The sequence below is a fragment of the Nocardioides sp. Z38_18 genome (assembly GCF_058215695.1).
On record NZ_JBZAJE010000003.1, the window covers coordinates 340,463 to 361,853 of the forward strand.

The following is a 21,391-nucleotide window of genomic DNA, read 5'->3' on the forward strand; positions in this document are numbered from 1 at the left end:
CGTGCTGGTGAACGTCATTCACGACACCAAGGCCGAGCATCGGCGGCTGGTGCTCGCGGGCATCGTCTTCATCGCCGTGATGGCGCTGCTCGTCGGGCTCTCGATCGGCGTGTTCAACAAGACGTTCACCACGGTGACGATGGTGACCGTCAAGGCGGACCGCGCCGGGCTGCAGCTGGCGAAGTACGGCGACGTGCGGATCCACGGGGCCCTGGTTGGACAGGTGCGGGGAATCAGCCAGGACGGCAACGAGGCCGAGATCAAGATCGGGCTGCGGCCGTCCGCGGCCAAGAGCATCCCGGAGAACATCAGCGTCGAGATCCTGCCCACGACCCTGTTCGGGCAGAAGTTCATCTCGCTGATCCCGCCCGAGGAGCCCTCGGAGAAGATGGTCAGCGACGGCGACGTGATCCCCTCCTCCCGGGTGCGGACCAACTCCGAGCTGCAGACGATCCTCGCCGACCTGTTCCCGCTTCTGCGCTCGATCCGCCCCGCGGACCTGAGCACCACCCTCACGGCACTGGCCAACGCCCTCCGGGGACGGGGAGACCAGCTGGGCGCGACCATGGTGAAGCTGGACTCCTACCTCACCGACGTCAACGTCCACCTGCCGACGCTGCGCAAGGACCTCGTCCTGCTCGCCGATGTCAGCCAGAGCTACGCCATCGCGGCCCCGGACCTCGTCCGGCTGCTGCGCAACGCGACCACCACTGCCCGAACGGTCTCCTCGATCGAGCCCCAGATCCAGGGATTCTTCGAAGGCGTGACCGGGCTGGGCGCGACCTCCACCCGCGTGCTGAAGACCAACGAGAAGGCGATCGTGCGGGAGGCCGCGCTGGCCCGGCCGCTGATGAAGCTGCTCGACACCTACTCCCCGGAGTTCCCGTGCCTGCTCAACGGCGCAGCCGGTTACACCGAACGCCTCAACGAGATCTTCGAGAGCGGCCGGGTCGCCCAGACGATGAGCCTCGCGGCCACGCAGAAGCGTGCCTACACGCCTGAGGACCGCCCGGAGTACGGCGAGATGGGCACCGGCCCTCGGTGCCTGGGCCTGCCCAACCCGCCGGTGCCGATCGCACCGCTGGACCTCAAGGACGGCTCCGACGTGAACAAGATCGAGGGGGACTGATGGCTGCCTCGCGCAACACCGCCACGATCCTGTCCGCCTTCAAGCTCGGTGTCTTCGTGCTCGCCTCGGTGATCGTGACGGGCACGCTCTTCGCGATCATGGGCTCCTTCGGTTTCGGCTCCCAGTCGGAGTACAAGGCGATCTTCACCTCGGCCAGCATGATCAAGAAGGGCGACGACGTCCGGGTCGCCGGCGTCTCGGTCGGCGAGGTCAAGGGTGTCGAGATCAAGAACCGCAACACCGCCGAGATCACGTTCAAGGTCGCCTCCGACGTGCCGATGACCCAGGCGACCCGCGTCGACATCCGGTTCCTGAACCTGGTGGGCAAGCGCTACGTGGCGCTGGTCGAGGGCAAGCAGGGTGCCGCGAAGCTCCCCGAGGGCGGCACGATCCCGCTCTCCCGCACCCGGCCCGCACTGAACCTGACCGAGCTGTTCAACGGCTTCCAGCCGCTCTTCCAGGCCCTCCAGCCGGCCGAGATCAACGACCTCTCGATGAACCTGATCCGGGTGCTGCAGGGGGAGGGGGGCACGATCGGCTCGCTGATGAGCCACGCGGCTTCGTTGACCAACGACCTCGCCGACCGCGACCAGCTGATCGGCAACGTCATCGACAACCTGTCCGCGATGCTGGAGACCGTCGATGACCGCCACGACCAGCTGAACACGCTGGTCGTGGAGCTGCGCACCTGGATGGGCAAGCTGTCCGGGGACCGCAAGGCCATCGGCGACTCGGTCTCCAACCTCTCCAACCTCACCGCGAGCCTGGCCGACCTGCTCACCCAGAGCCGGCCGTACCTCAAGAGCGACATCGCCCAGCTGCGCAAGGTGATGAGGACCCTGAACAAGCCCGACAACCAGGCAGTGCTCGACGAGGTGCTGACCCGGCTGCCGGTGATGCTGGAGCGCCAGACCCGTACCGGCACCTACGGCTCCTGGTACAACTACTACCTCTGCGACCTGTCCGGCTCGATCCTGCTGCCGAAGTTCGGGCCGGCGATCGACAAGCTGCTGGAGCCGATCCAGAAGGCGCTGACCGGCATCTCCTTCTACAGCCCGCACCCGAGGTGCAGCGACTGATGGCCCGCCGTAGTGATGCCAAGATCCTCAGGCTGGGTGCGATCAGCATGGTCGTGCTCTTCGTGACCATGGCTGCCGCGTTCAACCTGCAGAAGTTCCCCGGATTCGCAGGGGTCGACTACCACGTGCAGCTCAAGGACGCGAGCGGGCTGCGCAAGGGCAACATGGTGCAGGTGGCCGGGGTCAAGGTCGGCCGGGTCAACGCCCTGCACATCTCCGAGGACCGCGTGACCGTGGACTTCGACGTCAAGGGCGCCACCCTCGGCAAGAAGACCCGGGCCGCCGTGGAGGTGCTCAACCTCCTCGGGGAGAAGTACCTCGAGGTCACGCCGGTCGGCTCCGGGGAGATGCGCGCGGGGGAGACGATCCCCACCTCACGGACCGACTCCAGCTACGACATCGTCTCCACCCTGTCCGAGCTGACCACCCGCACCGAGGACATCGACACCGCCCAGCTCTCCACCGCGCTGAGCACCATCGGCGACACCCTCAACGCCGCCAGCCCGCACATCCAGTCGACGTTCACCGGCCTCTCACGCATCTCCCAGGCGATCGCGAGCCGCGACGAGGCCATCGAGCAGCTCCTGACGCGCGCTGACCGCGTCACCAAGCTGCTCGCGGAGCGCCGCGGCGACCTGGTCACGTTGATGAAGGAGGGCGACCTCGTCTTCAAGGAGCTGATCTCCCGGCGCGACGCCATCCGCAGCCTGCTGGTCAACGCCAGGCAGCTCGCGGTGACGCTGCGCGGGGTCGCCACCGACAACCAGGCCCAGATCAACTCGGCCCTGACCGAGGTGAACACCGCGATGAAGTTCCTGCAGGAGCGCAGGAAGCAGCTCGACGAGACCATCAAGAACCTCGGTCCCTACGCCTCGATCCTGATCAACATCGTCGGCACCGGCCCCTGGTTCGATGCCTACGTGCCCAACTTCGCCGGTCTCGCGGCCGGCGAGTTCACGCTGGGGAAGCGGCCGAAATGACCTCGATCATGAACCGTCTCGGCTCCCGCTCGGTGGCCATCGCTGCCGTGGTCGTCCTGGTCGCGGTCACCTTCCTCGTCCTGCCGGGTGGCTCGGAGCCGCGGAAGGTCAGCGCCTACTTCGACCGCACCGTGAGCATCTACAAGGGCTCCGAGCTCCGCGTGATGGGCGTGCGGATCGGCACCGTCACAGCCGTGGTCCCCGAGGGCGACCGGGTCCGGGTCGCGATGGAGTACGACGACGAGTACAAGCTGCCGGCCGACGCCAAGGCGGCGATCATCACCCCCACGCTGACCGCCGACCGGTTCGTGCAGATCGCCCCGGCGTACTCCGGCGGCCCGGTGCTGCAGGACGACGCCAAGATCGCCCTCGAGGAGACGGGGACGCCGGTCGAGCTCGACCAGATCTACCAGAGCCTCTCGGACCTGACCCAGGCGCTCGGGCCCAACGGGGCCAACAAGAACGGTGCGCTCGACGACCTGCTCACCGCCGGCAGCAAGGCGCTGAAGGGCAACGGCACGCTGGGCAACGAGACGCTGCTCAACCTCTCGGCGGCCGTCCAGACCTTCGGGGACAACTCCGGGCCGCTGTTCGACTCGGTCAAGAACATGTCGCAGTTCACCAACACCCTCGCGGCCAACGACCGGTTCGTCGATGCCTTCATGGGGGACCTGACCTCGGTCTCGACCCAGCTCGCCGACGAGCAGGGCAACCTGCGCGAGGCGCTGGCCGCGCTCTCGCGCGCCGTCGGCATCGTGAGGACCTTCGTCCGCGACAACAAGACCCTGCTGCAGAAGGACATCGAGCAGCTGACCGACATCGTGGGGGTCCTCGCCAAGCAGAAGGAGTCCCTGAACACCGCCGCGGGGCTGAGCGCCCTCGGGCTGGGCAACCTCGCACTCGGCTGGGACTCCAAGTCGGGCACCCAGGGGTCGCGGGTGCAGTTCGGGCCCACGGTCGCCAGCCTCGACAACGTGATCTGCGACCTCGTGAAGACCTCGGCGCTGACCAAGGTGCTCACTGCGGCCCAGGCCGAGCTCGGCTGCGACCTGCTCAAGACGATCCTCAAGCCGGCTCTCGACCAGATCGGCAACAACCCGGCGGACTTCCAGCCGCCCCAGCTCAAGCTCGGGGGCACCGCCCCGGTGACCTCGCTCGAAGGTCTCCTCGGCGCGTTGAAGGCAGGGAACCGATGAGGCGCATCGTGTCAGGGATTGTCGGGCTGCTCGTGACCCTGCTGGTGGCCACCGGGTGCAAGTTCGACGGGGCCTACGACCTGCCGCTCCCGGGCAACGCGGTCAGCGAGGACGAGGCCTATCCCGTGACCGCCGACTTCGAGGACGCCCTCAACGTCGTCCCGCGCACCGCGGTGATGGTCGACGACGTCGTGGTCGGTCAGGTGACCGAGGTGGAGCGCTCCGGATGGCACGCCCGGGTCAAGTTCCTGGTCCGCAAGGACGTCGACCTCCCGGAGAACGTCCAGGTCGACGTACGCCAGACCAGCCTGCTCGGCGAGAAGTACATCGCCCTGCTCGAGCCGGAGAAATCGGCGGCCAGCAGCAAGCGGCTCTCGGCAGGGGACTTCATCCCGCTGTCCCGCACTGGCCGCAACCCCGAGGTCGAGGAGGTGCTCGGCGCCCTGTCCATGGTGCTCAGCGGTGGCGGCATCGGGCAGCTCAAGACCATCAGCGTGGAGCTGAACAACATGCTCAACGGGCGGCAGGACCAGGCCCGGCACCTGCTCGGCAACCTCGAGCGGATGGTCGGTGCGCTCGACGACCAGCGCGGCGACATCATCAAGGCGATGGACTCCATCGACCGGCTCAGTGCCACCCTGGTCAAGGAGCGCGAGACCATCGGGGAGGCCATCGACGCGATGGGGCCGGCCCTGAAGGTGCTGAACCGCCAGCACAAGGGCCTGATGACGATGCTGCGTCAGCTCGACCAGCTCGGTGTCGTCGGCACCCGGGTGCTCGACGCCAGCACCGAGAACATCGTGGCCACCCTGCGGCACCTCGAGCCCACGCTGACCAAGCTGGCCGAGGCCGGCGACGGACTGCCCAAGGGCCTGTCGATGATGGCCAGCTTCCCGTTCCCCGAGCAGGCGGCCAACATCGCCCGTGGCGACTACGCCAACGCGCTGTTCCACCTCGACATCGACCTGAACAAGATCATCCGGTCACCCGGCGAGGGCCTGCCGGACGTGCTCAACCTCTGCGCGGGCGCACTGCCCGAGGCCGCCGTGATCCCGGCGGTCTGCGAGGCCCTGAGTCCTCCCCTGAAGAACCTGCTCTGCCAGGCCACCCCCGGCCTCGCCGGCTACCTGGGCTTCTGCCCCGCTGCCACCCGGGAGAGCCGGAAGCCGCCCGCGGCCCCCAAGCTGTCCATCCCCGGCCTCACCGGCTCCGGAGACGGCACGGGCGACGGTGGCAAGCCGCCGACCGGCGGCCTCCTCGGTGGCCTGCTCGGGGGAGGTGGCACGCGATGACCCGCGGCGTCAAGATCCGGCTGATCGCCTTCGTGGTGCTCAGCGCCGTCGGCGTGGTCTATGTCGCGGGCAGCTTCCTGGGGATCGTGGACAAGCTCCTGGGGCGGGGGTTCACGATGAGCGCCACCCTGCCGGGATCGGGCGGGCTGTTCACCGGCAGCGAGGTGACCTACCGGGGAGTGAAGGTCGGCAAGGTCTCCCGGGTCGATGTGATCCCGAACGGCATCCGCGTGGACCTCGCGATCAAGGACAAGGTCAAGATCCCCAAGGACACCACGATCCACGTGCACAACCTGTCTGCGGTGGGGGAGCAGTACCTCGACTTCGAGCCGGCCGAGAACGCCGGCCCCTACCTGGGTCAGGGGGACACCGTCCGGGGTGACGCCAGCAGCCTGCCCAAGAGCGAAGAGGTGCTGCTCACCGAGCTCGACGACCTGGTGGGGTCGGTGAACCGCACCGACCTGACCACGGTGATCTCCGAGCTCGGCAACATGTTCCGCAACACCGCCAACCCGCTGCAGCGCATGGTGGACTCCGGGACCGAGTTCGTCGACGCGGCCGACGCCAACAAGGACGAGACGATCGCGCTCCTCCGGACCGGGCAGACCGTGCTCCAGACCCAGGCGGACCACGAGGGCGACATCAAGTCGTTCGCGAAGGATCTCGCCGATCTCACCGGGACGCTGCGCACCTCCGACAAGGACCTCCGCAACGTGATCCAGGGGGGTGCCCCGGCGGTGCGCGAGGTGGACTCGTTGCTCAAGGGTCTCGAGCCCACGCTGCCGGTGTTCCTGTCCAACCTCGTCACGGTGAACCAGGTGCTCACGACCAACATCCCGGCCCTGGAGCAGACCCTGGTGACCTTCCCTCGCGTGATCTCGTCGGGCTTCACCGGCACGCCCGGGGACGGCTACGGCCACATCAACCTGCAGCTGAACTACGACGTGCCGGCCTGCACCCAGGGCTTCCTCCCCAGGGGCAAGTGGCGATCTGCCCTGGACCTGACGGACAAGGAGATCTTCATGGCCAGCTGCAAGGACCCGAGAGCCCAACCCGGGTACACCGGCGGCTCCCCGATCAACCAGCGAGGCGTCAACTTCGCGCCCAGCTTCGGTTCGGGGAGCTCGGCAGGCCAGAGCTACCGGGTCTCGCCGTACGACGTGGGCACCGGGGAGGCCGACGCGGGCAACGGAACAAAAGTGAGGGTCCACAACGGCGGTGGTCTGCGTACAGTGTTCGGGGACGACGCGTGGAAGTGGATGCTGACAGGACCGGTGAATGACGAGTGACTGAACTTGCCGAGCGCCCCCAGCGGGCAGGCAGGTCACGGCGGGGAGTCAACATCGTGCTGTTCCTCGTCGCCCTGGCGCTGGTGGCCGCCTCCGTCGTGCTGTTCCGCGAAGGCGCGGCTGCGACCCCGGGCGACTCCCGCGCCGAGGCGCTGTCGCGGCTGCACCGCGAGGTGACCGCGGCCGCGACCAAGGAGACCGAGGCGTTCCTGACCATCGACCACAAGAACATGGATCCGCTGATCGAGAAGGTGCTCGCAGGTGCGACGGGTGAGTTCAAGGAGCAGTACGAAGCCGCCCAGGTGACCCTGAAGGCCTCCGCCCAGCAGTCGCAGGCGACCTCGAGCGGAAAGGTGATCGAGGTGGGCATCGGCGACATCGACGAGGACAACGCGGTGGTCTTCGTGGCAGCGGACTCCAAGGTGACCAACAAGTCCACCAAGGGTGAGCAACAGCCGAGGTACTACCGGCTCAAGCTGTCCATGGCGCGCAAGGGCGACGCCTGGCTCACCTCGACCCTGCAGTTCGTGGGCTGACATGGTCGACCTTGTCAAGAGTGCCGAGAAGCAGTGCCCCTACTGCGCGGAGACGATCAAGGCTGCGGCCCTCAAGTGCCGCTACTGCCAGAGCGACCTCACCGACTCCACCGGCTCCACCGAGTCCTCGGGGCACGAGGAGGCCGCTGCGCCCCCGGCTCCGCCGGTCGCCGAGGAGAGCCGGGAGGGCGACGACCTCGACTCCATCCCCCCGACCGATCCGGACAAGCCCTCGTTCCTGGCCAGCGGGCGGCTCACCGGCATCCTGGTCGCGCTGTGCCTCGTGCTCGCCGGCGTCGCCGGCTACGCGTGGTACGCCGCCGAGAACCCCGGCGACGGTGCCGCGCCGGACGGGGTGATCACCTCCAGCCAGGCCCGCGACGCGGGGATGGCGGCGGCCACGTCGCTGACCGAGAAGGTGCTCGGCTACGACTGGAAGACGCTCGATGCCGACATGAAGGCCGCGCAGGCGGTGATGGCGCCCACCTTCCGCAACGAGTACGTCAAGGCGATGGACGGCGTGAAGGCCCAGACGGTCAAGAACCAGGTCAAGCTCACCGCGAGCGTGGTGGCGACCTCGGTCCTCTCCGCCAGCAGCACGAAGGTCGAGGCGCTGGTGTTCGTCAACCAGGTGACCACCGCCAAGGGCTCGGCAAACCAGCGAGTCGACCAGAATCGGGTACGGGTGACATTGACCCGCGCCGGGGGAGACTGGCGCGTGTCCAAGATGGACGCGTTCTGATAAATTAGAACACGTTCCAGTTTTCTTGCCTCGGAAAGGTCGTGCCCATGGTCGAGGGAGTGGGGGGTCCCGCGGCAACACGCGAGGTGGACACCGACCTGCTCATCGTCGGCGCCGGTCCCGCAGGCCTCTTCGGCGCCTACTACGCCGGCTTCCGAGGGATGAGCGTGACGCTCGTCGACTCGCTCCCCGAGCTGGGTGGGCAGGTGTCTGCGCTGTACCCCGAGAAGGCGATCCTCGACGTCGCGGGCTTCGTCAGCATCAAGGGCCGTGAGCTGGTCGAGCAGCTCGTCGAGCAGGCCGCGAGCGCGAAGCCGACCTACCTGCTCGGCCGCACCGCCACGACGCTGGAGGCGGGCGACGAGCACGCGACGATGCGGCTCGACGACGGGACCGTCGTACGCGCCAAGGTCGTGATCATCACCGCCGGCATCGGGAAGTTCACCCCGCGGCCACTGCCCGCCGGGGACGGCTGGGAGGACCGCGGCCTGGTGTTCTTCGTGCCGTCGTTCGCGGAGTACGCCGGACGCGACGTGGTGATCGTCGGGGGCGGCGACAGCGCCTTCGACTGGGCCCACCACCTCGAGCCGATCGCCGCCTCGATCACGCTGGTGCACCGGCGCGACCAGTTCCGCGCGCACCAGGCCACCGTGGACGCCGTACTCGCCGGCAGCACCGAGGTGATCACCAAGGCCCAGGTGACCGCGCTGCGCGGGGAGCACCACGTGGACAGCGTCGAGATCACCACCACCGAGGGGGAGGTGCTCGTGCGCCCCGCGCAGAGCGTCGTCGCCGCCCTCGGCTTCATCGCCGACCTCAGCGCGATGAAGGAATGGGGGCTGGAGTTCGACAAGCGCCACATCAAGGTCGACACCGCGATGCGCACCAACCTCGAGCGCGTCTTCGCCGCCGGGGACATCACCGAGTACGACGGCAAGGTGCGCCTGATCGCCGTCGGGTTCGGGGAGGTGGCCACCGCGGTGAACAACGCCGCCGTGCTCGTGGACCCCGACGCCCACGTGTTCCCCGGGCACTCCAGCGAGGGCTCCTAGCGCGCCGCACCACCAAGACGACCAGTCAGCCAGACCGCCAGCCAGCCGACCACCCCGAACGGAGCAACCATGAGGAAGATCAAGGTCGACTTCGACCTCTGCGAGGCCAACGCCATGTGCGAGGCACTGGCCCCGACGCACTTCGAGGTCGACGACGACGACTACCTCCAGGTCCTCCAGGAGAATGTCAGCGACGAGGACCTCGCGATGGTCGAGCAGGCCGTCGCATCGTGCCCCAAGTCGGCCCTGAGCCTGGTCGAGGAGTAGACGGGTGCCCACCTCCAACGACCCGCTGTCCCTCGAGGGCCGCGTCGCGGTCGTCACCGGCGCCGGCGCCGGCCTCGGCCGAGCCGAGGCCCTCGCCCTGGCGCGAGCCGGCGCCGACGTGGTGCTCAACGACCTGCCCGGCGCGGCCGAGGAGGCCGCCGAGGAGATCCGCGGCCTCGGGGTCGAGGCGCTCGTCGTGGCCGGCGACGTCGCCGAGCGGGCCACCGCCGACGCGATGATGCAGGCCGCCACCGAGAAGCTGGGCCGCCTCGACGTCGTGGTGAACAACGCCGGGATCACCCGCGACAAGATGCTGTTCAACATGACCGACGAGGACTTCGACCTCGTCCTGAACGTGCACCTGCGCGGGCACTTCCTGCTCTCGCGCAACGCAGCGTCGTACTGGCGCGGCCGGTTCAAGGAGACCGGGGAGCCGGTCGACGGGGCAGTGGTGAACACCGCGTCGGAGGCGTTCCTGACCGGGTCGCCGGGGCAGGCGAACTACGCGGCGGCCAAGGCCGGGATCACCGCGCTCACGCTCTCCACCGCCCGTGGGCTGTCCAGGGTCGGGGTCCGCGCCAACGCGATCTGTCCCCGGGCGCGCACGGCGATGACCGCGCAGGTCTTTGGTGAGGACGAGTCCGGGCGCTCGGTGGACCCCTACTCCCCGGAGCACGTCGCCCCGCTCGTGGCCTACCTGGCCTCGCCGGCCTCGGCGCGGATCACCGGGCAGGTCTTCGTCGTGTACGGCGGCATGGTGGCCCTGCTCGCCGCCCCGGTGGTCGAGCAGCGCTTCGACGCCTCCGGGGAGGTGTGGGACCTCGCCGGGCTCGACTCCGACCTCGGCGGCTACTTCGCCGAGCGCGACCCCGCCGTCGGCTTCGCTGCCGACTCCGTGATGACCCTTCAACCCAAGGAACGTCGATGAGCAGACTCGCCGGCAAACGCGCCATCGTGACCGGTGCCGCCCAGGGGCAGGGCGCTGCGATCGCGCAGGCCTTCGTCGAGGAGGGCGCCCAGGTCGTGATCGCCGACATCGCCGAGGAGGCGGGGACCGCGCTTGCCGAGGAGCTGTGCGCGAAGTTCCCCGGATCGGCGTACTTCCGCCGTCACGACGTCAGCGACGAGGCGAGCTGGACGGCCCTGGTCGAGGAGGCCAACGAGCGGTTCGGGCCGGTCAACGTGCTGGTCAACAACGCCGGCATCCTGCGCTTCGGCGAGGTCGAGAAGATGCCGGCCGAGGAGTTCGAGCTGCTGTTCCGGGTCAACCAGCTCGGGTGCTTCCTGGGGATGAAGTCGGTGACCCGCACGATGCGCAAGGGCGGTGGCGGCTCGATCATCAACGCCTCCTCGATCGAGGGGCTGGCCGGGATGGCGTTCTGCACGGCGTACGCCGCGACGAAGTTCGCCATCCGCGGGATGACCAAGTCGGCCGCGATGGAGCTCGGGCCCAAGGGGATCCGGGTCAACTCGGTGCACCCCGGGATGATCGACACCCCGATGACCCGGATCCACGGCGGCGACGCGGCGATGGAGTTCGGCGCCGGCAAGGTCGCCCTCAAGCGCGTCGGGACCCCCGCGGACATCGCCCCCGCCTACGTCTACCTGGCCAGCGACGAGTCCAGCTTCGTCACCGGCGCCGAGCTCGCCATCGACGGCGGCGCCACCGCCACCCACGCCTTCGGCGGCTGACCGGGCACAGGCTGTTCCGCGGTGATTCGAGCGGTAGCGTCACCGATATGGGCAGGTCGTCTTCGGCGCGACTGATGACGCCGGCGTTCGTGGCGCTGACGATCTCCGACCTTGCCTACTTCACCGCGACCGGGATGCTCATCGCGGTCACACCATTGTTCGCCACCGGACCGCTCGGGGCAGAAGAAGCCGGTGTCGGCATCGCGATGGGATCGTTCAGCGCCACGACCCTGTTGCTTCGACCGTACGCGGGTCGCTGGAGCGACCGGCGTGGCCGGCGGAAGATGCTGGTCGGTGGCTCGACCCTGTTCGCGATCGGGATCCTCGGTCACTACCTGGTCACCTCCGTCGTCGCGCTGGTCGCGCTCAGGGCACTGCTGGGAGCGGCGGAGGCGCTCTACTTCGTCGCTGGCTTCGCCGCCCTTGCCGACCTGGCACCCCCGGGGCGTGCCGGCGAGGCGCTCAGCTTGAACTCCCTGGCGCTCTACGTCGGTCTCGCGGCCGGGCCGCTGATCGGTCAAGGGCTGCTGCACTGGAGAGGGTTCCACCTGGTCTGGGCCGGGGCGGCGGTCCTCGCGGCGCTCGCCGCCACCGCCGCGACTCAAGTGCCGGAAACCCGACCCGCAACCGCACCTGTCACCGCGCCCAGCGCGCTGCTGCAGCGCAGCGCGCTCGTTCCCGGCGCCGCGCTGTTCAGCGGCGTTGCGACCACGTCCGGCTTTCTCGCCTTCACGGTTCTGCAAGCACGCGAAGTCGGGATCGAGGCATGGAGCGTGGTGCTCCTGGTCTTCGGTACCACCGTCGTCGTGTTGCGACTTTCGTTCGCCAGCCTGCCGGACCGGGTCCCGCCACTGCGTCTGGCCGCAGTCGCGCTGGGGGTGGCTGGCGCCGGCCTGCTGGTGGTAGGAGCAATCAGCACGCCGGTCGGACTCATCACGGGCACCATCGCCCTGGCAGGTGCGAGTGCATTTCTCACCCCTGCGATCTTCGCTGCCGTGTTCAGCAGCGTTCCGGCACACGAGCGCGGCAGCGCAGCGGCGACCACCAGCATCTTCATCGACCTCGGACTCGGTGCCGGCCCCCTGCTCCTGGGGTTGGTCGCCGCCGCGACCACCATCCCGACCGCGTTCCTTCTCGTCTCGGCACTGCCTGTCGCCGGCAGCCTGCTGCTCGTACCGTTGAGACGGCCACCAGCCAACCTCGCAGCCTGACCCGCTTCGGTCGCGGCCCAAGGCCCCGGGTCGGCGGGGTGTCAGCGGAAGATGAGCTCTACGATTGCGTCCCGCTGTAGCTCGCCGAGCGGGCAAATGTGTCCCGCTGGTGTGCGCCGACCGGGCACAAATGTCTCGACCGAGCCTAGGGTGTCGCGATGCCAGCGATCCGGTTCAGCGACGACGCTCCAGACGACGACGCGTACTCGCGGGTGTCGCGGGACCTGGCCGCCGTCACGGCACCGTTCGGCCAGGCGTTGGACCGTCTTCCCGCGACCTTGGTCACGAAGCTCGAGTGTCGGAGGAGAACGACAACGATGCCGGAGCGGCAGCGGCTCCTCGCGGTGACCGGACCACTTGAGAGCAGCTTTGCCATCGAGCCTGACGGCCCCGGGCGCGCCAGCCTGCTGCTGGGCAGGGCCTCGTTCGAGGGGGGTGTCCAGGCTGTCGTCGCCGTGGGTTCAGCCGTGGCTGAGCCGATCCCCGACTGCTTCTGCGACGCGTGCGACCAGAATGCCGACTCCATGATCGAGCAGCTCGACGAGCTAGTCGCCCTCGCCGTCGGCGGGTTCCACGAGTTCCGCCGACCCCATGTGGCGCGTCCTGGCGACCTGTTGCACCACGGCCCATGGATGGAGCAGGGCTACGAGTCGGGGGATCGCCACGACACGACGGCGAGTGCCGACGTACGCGGAGACGCATTTTCGGTGCACTGGAGACCGTGGCGGGTGCGCTGAGAGCCGGGCGTTTCTGCCCGGTCGACGCCGTACGAGGTGACGTTTCTGCCCGGTCGACGCCGTACGACGTGACGTTTGTGCCCGGTCGGCGGCTACGGCGAGACGTTTGTGCCCGGTCGGCGAGGTGTCAGCGGAGGATGAGCTCGACGGCGGTCTCGAGGTGCTCGGTGACCTGCTCGGCGGTGATCCGGCCGGTGACCCAGGCGACCAGGGAGGCGAGCCAGACGTCGCTGATCACGCGGGCCACGGCGATCTCGCGGTCGGTGGGGTGGGCGCCCTCGACGTACTGGTCGCCCTGGAGCGCCCGGTTCAGCATCGAGGTCAGCCGCAGTCCGACGACGTGGATCTCGCCAGCGACCGAGGAGTCGGCGAACATGAACGCCCGGGTGAGCGCCTCGGTCAGGTGGGGCTCGCGCTGCAGGCCACGGGTGGCCCGGGTGAGCACGTGGGTGACCCGGTCGGCCGGGGTGTCGCCGGGGATGGGCTTGCGACCGAGGTTGGCCTCGGTCTCTTCGAACTGCCGCGCGAGCGCGGAGACGAGCAGGTGGATCTTCGAGGGGAAGTAGCGGTAGAGCGTCCCGAGTGCCACGTCGGCGTGCTCGGCGACGGCCCGCATCTGGACGGCGTCGAAGCCGCCCTTGGACGCCAGTGCCACAGTGGCGTCAAGAATGCGGCGTCTGCGGTCTCGCTGCGCGGCTGACCCAAGGTCGTCATAGGTCAGCGAGCTCACGGTGGCCAAGATCTCAACCTCCCGGGGGCCGATTCTCGTGGTGATCGTCCGGAGGCTTGTGCTTCGGACCTGCAGTCCAAGGCTACCAGTGGGTTCCGGCATAATAGAAACACGTTTCAGTACCAGCAGGTCGGTCCCAGTCCGGGATCGCTCTTCGTTGGCAGCTCCAGGAAGGCGCCTCTTGCGCATTGCACTCTTGTCCTACCGCAGCAAGCCACACTGTGGCGGCCAGGGCGTCTACATCCGCCACCTCAGCCGTGAGCTGACCGCACTCGGGCACACCGTCGAGGTCTTCTCGGGTCAGCCCTACCCCGAGCTCGACCCGGGGGTGGGCCTGACCAAGGTGCCCAGCCTGGACCTCTACCGCGAACCGGACCCGTTCCGTACGCCGAAGCCGTCGGAGATCCGCGACCTGATCGACGTGGAGGAGGTGCTGACGATGTGGACGGCCGGCTTCCCGGAGCCGAAGACGTTCTCCAAGCGGGCCGCCCGACTGCTCCGCGACCGGCTCGACGACTTCGACATCGTCCACGACAACCAGGTCCTCGGCTACGGAATGCTCGACATCGCGAAGATGGGGCTCCCGCTGATCACGAGCATCCACCACCCGATCACCTTCGACCGGCGCATCGACATCGAGGCGGCCCCGACGCGGCGCAAGAAGCTGACCCTGCGCCGCTGGTACGGCTTCTTGAAGATGCAGGGCAAGGTGGCTCGCTCGGTCGGCAAGATCCTGACCGTCTCGGAGTCCAGCCGCCGCGACATCATCACCGACTTCGGGGTGGACCCGGCGAACCTGCAGGTGATCCCGCTCGGGGTCGACGAGGTGTTCGTGCCGCCGACCAAGCCGCGGGTCCCGGGCCGGATCGTGGCCATGGCCAGCGCCGACGCCCCGATGAAGGGGATCGCCACCCTGCTGGAGGCGTTCGCCAAGCTGCGCACCGAGCGCGAGGTCCAGCTGCTGCTGGTCACCCGCCCGACACCGGGCGGGCGCACCGAGAAGCTGATCGACCAGCTCGGCATCGCCGACCACGTCACGTTCGTCAGCGGCATCAGCGACAGCGAGCTCGTCGAGGTGATGGGCTCGGCCGAGGTCGCCTGCGTGCCCTCGCTCTACGAGGGCTTCTCGCTGCCGACCGCCGAGCTGATGGCCTGCGAGACACCCCTGGTGGTCAGCCGCGCCGGCGCCATCCCCGAGGTGGTGGGCCCCGACGGCGAGTGCGCCGACCTGGTCACCCCCGGCGACGTCGGCGAGCTCGAGCGCGCGATCGCTGCGATGCTCGACGACCCGGAGCGCCGCGCGCGGATGGGCGCAGCGGGTCGCCGCCGGGTCCTCGAGACGTTCAGCTGGCGTGCGGTGGCCGAGGCCACGGCCGCGGCGTACGACGAGGTCATCACCACCACCAACCCCACGACCGATGAGGAGCCCACCCGTGCTGACCGTTGACTTCCAACGCCTGGGCCTGAAGCCCGGTGACCGCGTCATCGACATGGGCTGCGGTGCCGGCCGGCACGCGTTCGAGATGTATCGCCGCGGCGCCGACGTGGTCGCCTTCGACCAGGACGCCGACGAGCTCGCGAACGTGCTCGAGCTGTTCGGCGCGATGAAGGAGGCCGGCGAGGTCCCCGAGGGCGCCGAGGCCGACATCAAGGAGGGGGACGCGCTCGCGCTGCCCTTCGCCGACGGTGAGTTCGACCGCGTCGTGGCCTCCGAGGTGCTCGAGCACATCCCCGCCGACATCCAGGCGATCGAGGAGCTCGTCCGGGTGCTGCGGCCCGGCGGCACGATGGCGATCACGGTGCCGCGGTGGCTCCCGGAGATGGTGTGCTGGAAGCTCTCTGACGACTACCACAACGTGCCGGGCGGACACATCCGGATCTACTCCGACAAGGAGCTGATCGGCAAGCTCGTCAACGCCGGGATGATCTTCGAGGGCAAGGACCACGCCCACGGCCTGCACTCGCCGTACTGGTGGATCAAGTGCGCGGTCGGCGTTACCAACGACCAGAACCCGCTGGTGAAGGCCTACCACCAGGTGCTGGTGTGGGACATCATGAAGACGCCGCGGTGGAGCACGCTGACCCGCGGTGCCGAGAAGGTGCTCAACCCGCTGATCGGCAAGAGCATGGTGCTCTACCTGCGAAAGCCGGCATGACGGGCAGCACGACCGCGCCCCACGACATCCCGTCCGTCCCGGGAGTGCTGACCAGCGCCCAGGTCGCGGTGACGGCAGCCTCGATCGCCGGGATGCAGGAGCCCGACGGTGCGGTCCCGTGGACCACGGGAGAGCACGTCGACGTGTGGAACCACGTCGAGGCGGGGATGGCGATGCTGGTCGCCGGTGAGGTCGAAGCGGCAGAGGCGGCCTACGACTGGTGCCGGCGCACCCAGCGCGACGACGGCTCCTGGCCGATGAAGATCGTCGCCGGCGAGGTCGAGGACGCGAGCGGCGAGACCAACATGTGCGCCTACCTCGCGGTGGGGCTCTGGCACCACTGGATGCTGCGCGGTGACCGCGGGTTCGTGGACCGGCTGTGGCCCGTCGTACGCCGTGGCCTGGACTTCGTGGTCGGGATGCAGCTGCCCTTCGGTGGCATCGCCTGGTCGCAGGAGTGGGACGAGCACGGCCCTGCCTCGGTCAACCGGGAGGCCCTGCTCGCGGGCTCCTCGAGCATCTACCAGTCGCTGCGTGCGGGGGTCGCCCTCGCGGAGTTGGTCGGTGAGCCGCAGCCGGAGTGGGAGATCGCCGGTGGGCGGCTCGGACACGCGCTGCGCGAGCACCGGGACCGGTTCCTGGACAAGTCCTCCTTCTCGATGGACTGGTACTACCCGGTGCTCGGTGGGGCCGTCCGCGGCCAGGCGGGTCATGAGCTGATCGCGACGCGCTGGGACGACTTCGTCGTGCCGGGCCTCGGGATCCGCTGCGTCGACACCAACCCGTGGGTGACCGGTGCGGAGACCTGCGAGCTGGTGATGGCGCTGGACTCCCTCGACGACCACGAGCGTGCCCTGCAGCTCTTCGCCGAGATGCAGCACCTGCGTCACGAGAACGGCAGCTACTGGACCGGCTACGTCTACCCCGACGAGGTGTTCTGGCCCGCCGAGCAGACCACCTACACGGCGGCCGCGGTGATCCTGGCCGCCGACGAGCTCTCCCGCACCTCGCCCGCCTCCGGGATCATGCGCGGCGACACGCTGGCTGCGCACTTCCGGGAGATCGGCCTGGAGTGCGGTTGCACGAAGGCCTCAGCCGACGTGCTCTCCGGCCGCGCCTGAGCTGCGGCGCAGCACCCGCATCGAGCCGACGGTCGCGACGGGCTCGAAGGCGCCGCTCGCCACGGCGCGCTGCCACACGTGGTACGGCGCCTGGCCGCCGTCCTCGGGACGCTCGAAGACGTCGTGGATCACCAGCACGCCGCCGGGCTGCACCCAGTGGGCGAACCCGGAGTAGTCGTTCTGCGCGTGCTCCTCGGCGTGCCCTCCGTCGATGAACAGCAGCGCGAGCGGCGTACGCCAGTGGGCGGCGACGGTGGTGGACCGGCCGACGACCGCGACCACCTCGTCCTCGAGCCCGGCGAGGGCGATCGTGCGGCGGAAGACCGGCAACGTGTCCATCAGGCCGAGCTCGGGGTCGACGAGGGTGGCGTCGTGGTGCTCCCAGCCGGCCTGGTTCTCCTCGGACCCGCGGTGGTGGTCGAGGGTGAAGACCACGCTGCCGGCCTCGCGAGCCGCGGCCCCGAGGTAGACCGCCGACTTGCCGCAGTAGGTCCCGACCTCGAGAGCCGGTCCTTCGGTGAGGTGCTTGGCGGCGGTCTCGAACAGGAACGCGCCCTCGTCGGCGGGCATGAACCCCTTGGCCTCGCGGGCACGGACGAGCAGGTCGGCGGGCATCTGGGTCACGGCCGCAGCCTAGCCAGCGTGCTGGTCGGGGCCGGCCAGCCCATGGCATGATTGGAACACGTTCTAGTTTGGGTGGGGTTTCGACGAGCTCGACCGGCGTCTGGTTTCGACAGGCTCAAATGACTACCGAGGAGTTCCCGTGCCCATCGGCATCGATGACGACCACGTCGAGCTGGCCGGCTCGCTGCTCGCCTGGGCGAAGGGGCAGTCCACCACCGAGGCGGTGCGGTCCGGGGGCGGCTCCGCCGAGGCGCTGGGAGAGTGGTCGGGCAGGGCGGCCGAGATGGGGCTCAGCGCGATCGCGCTGCCGGAGCCGGCCGGTGGTGGCGGCTCCCTGCTCGACCAGGCCGTGGCGCTCGAGGCCGCCGCACACGGGCTGGTGCCCGGCGGGCTGCTGTCCACGACGGTCGCCGGGCTGCTCGTCGACGACTCGGAGCTGCGCTCCGGCATCGCCACGGGCGAGATCACTGTCGGCATCGGGCTGCGGCCCACCCTCACGATCCGCGACGACCGCCTCGACGGGAGCATCGCGGTCGTAGCCGATGCCCCGACGAGCACGCATGTGCTGGTGGGTGCGGGGGAGCGGTGGTTCGTGGTGCCGGTCTCCGCGCTCACGGTGCACCCGGGCACGACGCCCGACCTGTCCCGCACGGTCGGTGCCGTCGAGCTCCACGACGTCCCGGTCGCCGATCTCGTGGAGGTCCCGGTCGACGCGGCCGGCGTACGACGACTGCTGCTGACCTTCGCGGCGGCCGAGGCCTCCGGGATCGCCCGGTGGTGCCTGGACATGGCCGTGGAGTACGCCGGGCTGCGGGAGCAGTTCGGCCAAAAGATCGGTGCCTTCCAGGCGATCAAGCACCTGTGCGCGGAGATGCTCGAGGAGAGCGAGTCGGTGACCGCTGCCGCCTGGGACGTGGCCCGGGCCGCGACCGAGGACCCCGAGCAGCACGAGTTCGCGGCGCTGGTCGCCGGGACGGTGTGCCTCGACGGGGCGGTGTCGGTGGCGAAGTCGTGCATCCAGGTCCTCGGTGGGATCGGGTTCACCTACGAGCACGACGCGCACCTCTACCTGCGGCGGGCGGTCGCGCTGCGCAGCCTGCTCGGACCCACGAGTGCGTACGCCGCCCGGCTGGCCGACCTCGCGGCGAGCGACGTGCGCCGTAGCCTGAACATCGACCTGGGGGAGAGCGACGCGTTCCGGGCCGAGGTCCGCGAGCAGGTGCTGCGGATCGCGGGCCTGGAGGCGGGGGAGCAGCGGGCTGCGCTCGCCGAGAGTGGCTACCTGACGCCGCACTGGCCCGCGCCCCACGGGCTCGGCGCGGACCCGGTGCAGCAGCTGGTCATCGACGAGGAGCTGGCGCGCGCCGGGGTGGTGCGCCCCGACCTGAAGATCGGCGGCTGGGCCGCACCCACGATCCTGGCCCACGGCACCGAGGAGCAGCGCGAGCGCTTCGTCGGGCCCACGCTGCGCGGCGAGATCAGCTGGTGCCAGCTGTTCAGCGAGCCCGGTGCCGGCTCGGACCTGGCTGCGTTGCGGACCCGGGCGGTGCGGGTCTCGACCGACGCGCGGGGCCCCGGGTGGCTGCTCACCGGGCAGAAGGTGTGGACCTCGTTGGCGCGGGAGGCGCAGTGGGGGATCTGCCTGGCGCGGACCAGCACGGAGGGCAAGCAGCACGCCGGCATCACCTACTTCCTGCTCGACATGGCCAGCGGGGGGATCGACATCCGGCCGCTGCGCGAGCTGACCGGCGAGGAGATGTTCAACGAGGTCTTCCTCGAGGAGGTCTTCGTCCCCGACGACTGCGTGGTCGGGGAGGTCGACGGCGGCTGGAAGCTGGCCCGGACCACCCTGGCCAACGAGCGCGTGGCGATGGCGGGGGCGCGGCTCTCGGAGTCCGTCGAGCGGGCCGTTGGGCTGCTCGCGTCCGGCGAGGACGCACCGGAGGCAGGTGAGCACCGCGTCGAGATCGGCCGGACCGTGGCCTGGGCGACCGTGGTCGCGCTGCTCGGTGCCCGCGCGACGCTGCGCTCCATCGCGGGGCAGGGGCCCGGGCCGGAGTCGAGCGTGGCCAAGCTGGTCGGCGTACGCAGCCGCCAGGACTCCGCGGAGCTCGTCGTGGAGCTGCTCGGCGACCGCGTCTTCAGCGGCGACGACCTCTCCCGCGAGGCGGTGCACCAGCTGCTGCTGACCCGCTGCCTGTCCATCGCCGGCGGCACCACCCAGGTGCTGCGCAACGTGGCCGGGGAGCGGATCCTCGGGCTACCCCGCGGCTGAGGTCTGCGGGTCCTGGCGCAGGTACGCCGCACGGTGGTGCTGGAGCCAGCGCTCCACGGCCCGGATCACGTGGTGGCTGCGGATCGACCCGAACACCTCGAATGCGTGCTGGGCGCCGGGAAACTCGGCGTAGGTCACCGTCGCCTCGGAGCGCTCCTTGAGCTTGGCCACGAAGGAGCGTGCCTGCCGGACGTCGACGAGTGAGTCGTTGGTGCCGTGGAGCACGAAGAAGTCCGGTGCGTCGGCCGAGACGTGGGCCAGGGGTGAGGCGTTCACGAACTCCGCGCGGTCCTTGACCGGGTCCTTCTTGAACACCCGGGGGGCCAGGAACAGGTCGCGCAGCATCACCGCGTGCTTCTCCTCGGTGATCCCGCCCATGTCGTAGACGCCGTAGAACGGCACGCAGCCCGCGACGCTGGTGTCGGCGGCCTCGAAGCCGGGCTGGAACTCCGGGTCGCCGGGGGTGAGCGCCGCCAGGGCGGCGAGGTGGCCGCCGGCGCTCCCGCCGGTGATCACCAGGTAGTCGGGGTCGCCGCCGTAGGAGGCGATGTGCTCCCGCGTCCACGCGATCGCCTTCTTGACGTCGATGATCTGGGCCGGCCACGGGTGCTTGGGGGCGAGCCGGTAGTTCATCGCCACGCAGACCCAGCCGTGCTCGGCCATCCGGTTCATCAGCAGCAGGCCCTGCTGCTCCTTGGTGCCGATCGTCCAGGCGCCGCCGTGCACCTGCACAAGCACGGGGGCCTTGCTGAGGTCGGTGTCCTTGGCCCGGTAGATGTCCAGCCGCGCGCGCTTGCCCCCGGCGGTGTAGTTGACGTCGCGGATCACCTCCACGCCCGGCCTGGCCATCTTGAACGGCCGGGCCACCTCGCGGACCCGGGTCTTGAGGTCCTCGGTACTGGGCGGCTCCTCGAGGTCATCGAGGTAGTCGTCGCCGAGGCCGTCGCGCAGGGTGCTCTCCACGTGGTTCGCGGAGCGGTTGGCGTTCACCGCGAGGTAGGTCAGTCCGGCGCCCGCGACGGCGGCGAGCGCGAGCCCGGATCGGCTGGGGTGGCCGGGTCGGTTGCGGCGTACGGTCAGCTCGGCGGCGGTGTCCGCGGCCGTGGCAAGCAGCAGTTGGGGAGCGAGCTCGCTGGCCATCCAGCCGGCGAAGAACGACGGGATCATCGTGGCGCGGCCGTTGATCGGGCGGATGGCGTTGGCGGCAAGGAGCGCGGTGACGAGCTGACGACGGCGAAAGGACATGCTTGCAGGTTACTGGCGGGTCGCGGGTCAGGTGGTGT

21 protein-coding genes are annotated in these 21,391 nt (G+C 69.5%); 18 read left to right on the top strand and 3 right to left on the bottom strand.

Annotated features, from left to right (window positions below; translation table 11 throughout):
* Positions 1 to 7 precede the first annotated feature (7 nt).
* The 14 genes from AC4BGC_RS20885 to AC4BGC_RS20950 all read left to right on the top strand — a co-directional run bounded on the left by AC4BGC_RS20885 (position 8) and on the right by AC4BGC_RS20950 (position 13,202).
* Positions 8 to 1,129 (top strand): MCE family protein, encoded by a 1,122-nt coding sequence (locus AC4BGC_RS20885; RefSeq protein WP_490557501.1) that lies wholly within the window; start codon positions 8 to 10, stop codon positions 1,127 to 1,129.
* Positions 1,129 to 2,208, top strand: coding sequence for an MCE family protein (locus AC4BGC_RS20890; RefSeq protein ID WP_490557502.1), 1,080 nt, complete (start codon positions 1,129 to 1,131; stop codon positions 2,206 to 2,208). Before AC4BGC_RS20885 ends, AC4BGC_RS20890 begins: the two co-directional genes overlap by 1 nt.
* Complete coding sequence (locus tag AC4BGC_RS20895) at positions 2,208 to 3,188, top strand: MCE family protein (protein WP_490548768.1); 981 nt, start codon at positions 2,208 to 2,210, stop codon at positions 3,186 to 3,188. Before AC4BGC_RS20890 ends, AC4BGC_RS20895 begins: the two co-directional genes overlap by 1 nt.
* A complete protein-coding gene (locus tag AC4BGC_RS20900; RefSeq protein ID WP_490557503.1) occupies positions 3,185 to 4,384 on the top strand; it encodes an MCE family protein in 1,200 nt (399 codons plus the stop codon). The genes AC4BGC_RS20895 and AC4BGC_RS20900 overlap by 4 nt, the downstream gene beginning before the upstream one ends.
* 8 nt (positions 4,385 to 4,392) lie before the next feature.
* Positions 4,393 to 5,676: an MCE family protein gene (locus AC4BGC_RS20905; RefSeq protein WP_490557504.1), complete on the top strand. Its 1,284-nt coding sequence runs from the start codon at positions 4,393 to 4,395 to the stop codon at positions 5,674 to 5,676.
* Positions 5,673 to 6,965, top strand: coding sequence for an MCE family protein (locus tag AC4BGC_RS20910; protein ID WP_490557505.1), 1,293 nt, complete (start codon positions 5,673 to 5,675; stop codon positions 6,963 to 6,965). Before AC4BGC_RS20905 ends, AC4BGC_RS20910 begins: the two co-directional genes overlap by 4 nt.
* Positions 6,962 to 7,501: an Rv1363c family protein gene (locus AC4BGC_RS20915; protein ID WP_490548772.1), complete on the top strand. Its 540-nt coding sequence runs from the start codon at positions 6,962 to 6,964 to the stop codon at positions 7,499 to 7,501. Before AC4BGC_RS20910 ends, AC4BGC_RS20915 begins: the two co-directional genes overlap by 4 nt.
* Position 7,502: 1 nt before the next feature.
* The gene (locus tag AC4BGC_RS20920) at positions 7,503 to 8,243 is read left to right on the top strand and encodes a VirB8 family type IV secretion system protein (protein WP_490557506.1); all 741 of its coding nucleotides are present in this window, start codon (positions 7,503 to 7,505) and stop codon (positions 8,241 to 8,243) included.
* A 47-nt stretch (positions 8,244 to 8,290) separates the two neighbouring features.
* A complete protein-coding gene (locus AC4BGC_RS20925) occupies positions 8,291 to 9,295 on the top strand; it encodes an NAD(P)/FAD-dependent oxidoreductase (protein WP_490557507.1) in 1,005 nt (334 codons plus the stop codon).
* Between the two features lie 69 nt (positions 9,296 to 9,364).
* A complete protein-coding gene (locus tag AC4BGC_RS20930; RefSeq protein WP_490548775.1) occupies positions 9,365 to 9,562 on the top strand; it encodes a ferredoxin in 198 nt (65 codons plus the stop codon).
* 4 nt (positions 9,563 to 9,566) lie between these two features.
* Positions 9,567 to 10,490 carry a 3-oxoacyl-ACP reductase gene (locus AC4BGC_RS20935; protein ID WP_490557508.1) on the top strand — a complete coding sequence of 308 codons (924 nt, stop codon included), beginning with the start codon at positions 9,567 to 9,569 and terminating at the stop codon, positions 10,488 to 10,490.
* A complete protein-coding gene (locus AC4BGC_RS20940) occupies positions 10,487 to 11,254 on the top strand; it encodes a glucose 1-dehydrogenase (protein WP_490557509.1) in 768 nt (255 codons plus the stop codon). Before AC4BGC_RS20935 ends, AC4BGC_RS20940 begins: the two co-directional genes overlap by 4 nt.
* An 89-nt stretch (positions 11,255 to 11,343) precedes the next feature.
* Positions 11,344 to 12,465, top strand: a complete 1,122-nt coding sequence (locus AC4BGC_RS20945; protein WP_490557510.1) for an MFS transporter — start codon at positions 11,344 to 11,346, stop codon at positions 12,463 to 12,465.
* 158 nt (positions 12,466 to 12,623) lie between these two features.
* Positions 12,624 to 13,202 (top strand): DUF6226 family protein, encoded by a 579-nt coding sequence (locus AC4BGC_RS20950; RefSeq protein ID WP_490557511.1) that lies wholly within the window; start codon positions 12,624 to 12,626, stop codon positions 13,200 to 13,202.
* Positions 13,203 to 13,329: 127 nt separating this feature from the next.
* Here AC4BGC_RS20950 and AC4BGC_RS20955 read toward each other — a convergent pair whose 3' ends face one another.
* Entirely contained in the window at positions 13,330 to 13,932 is a 603-nt protein-coding gene (locus AC4BGC_RS20955) for a TetR family transcriptional regulator (protein WP_490548902.1), read from the bottom strand.
* 181 nt (positions 13,933 to 14,113) lie between these two features.
* On the opposite strand from AC4BGC_RS20955, the gene AC4BGC_RS20960 reads away from it, so the two are divergent.
* Genes AC4BGC_RS20960 through AC4BGC_RS20970 form a run of 3 tightly spaced genes read left to right on the top strand, consistent with a single transcriptional unit; the run spans position 14,114 to position 17,209 of the window.
* Positions 14,114 to 15,379 carry a glycosyltransferase family 4 protein gene (locus tag AC4BGC_RS20960; protein WP_490548780.1) on the top strand — a complete coding sequence of 422 codons (1,266 nt, stop codon included), beginning with the start codon at positions 14,114 to 14,116 and terminating at the stop codon, positions 15,377 to 15,379.
* Positions 15,366 to 16,088, top strand: a complete 723-nt coding sequence (locus AC4BGC_RS20965) for a class I SAM-dependent methyltransferase (protein ID WP_490548781.1) — start codon at positions 15,366 to 15,368, stop codon at positions 16,086 to 16,088. Before AC4BGC_RS20960 ends, AC4BGC_RS20965 begins: the two co-directional genes overlap by 14 nt.
* On the top strand, positions 16,085 to 17,209 hold the full coding sequence (locus tag AC4BGC_RS20970; protein WP_490557512.1) for a prenyltransferase: 1,125 nt from the start codon (positions 16,085 to 16,087) through the stop codon (positions 17,207 to 17,209). Before AC4BGC_RS20965 ends, AC4BGC_RS20970 begins: the two co-directional genes overlap by 4 nt.
* Here AC4BGC_RS20970 and AC4BGC_RS20975 read toward each other — a convergent pair.
* On the bottom strand, positions 17,180 to 17,824 hold the full coding sequence (locus AC4BGC_RS20975; RefSeq protein ID WP_490557604.1) for a class I SAM-dependent methyltransferase: 645 nt from the start codon (positions 17,822 to 17,824) through the stop codon (positions 17,180 to 17,182). The two genes, AC4BGC_RS20970 and AC4BGC_RS20975, sit on opposite strands and share 30 nt — an antisense overlap.
* 148 nt (positions 17,825 to 17,972) lie before the next feature.
* Between AC4BGC_RS20975 and AC4BGC_RS20980 the strand changes: the two genes are divergently transcribed.
* The gene (locus AC4BGC_RS20980; RefSeq protein ID WP_490557513.1) at positions 17,973 to 20,108 is read left to right on the top strand and encodes an acyl-CoA dehydrogenase family protein; all 2,136 of its coding nucleotides are present in this window, start codon (positions 17,973 to 17,975) and stop codon (positions 20,106 to 20,108) included.
* Here AC4BGC_RS20980 and AC4BGC_RS20985 read toward each other — a convergent pair.
* Positions 20,094 to 21,353: an alpha/beta hydrolase fold domain-containing protein gene (locus tag AC4BGC_RS20985; RefSeq protein WP_490548784.1), complete on the bottom strand. Its 1,260-nt coding sequence runs from the start codon at positions 21,351 to 21,353 to the stop codon at positions 20,094 to 20,096. The genes AC4BGC_RS20980 and AC4BGC_RS20985 overlap by 15 nt on opposite strands.
* Positions 21,354 to 21,391: the final 38 nt, after the last annotated feature.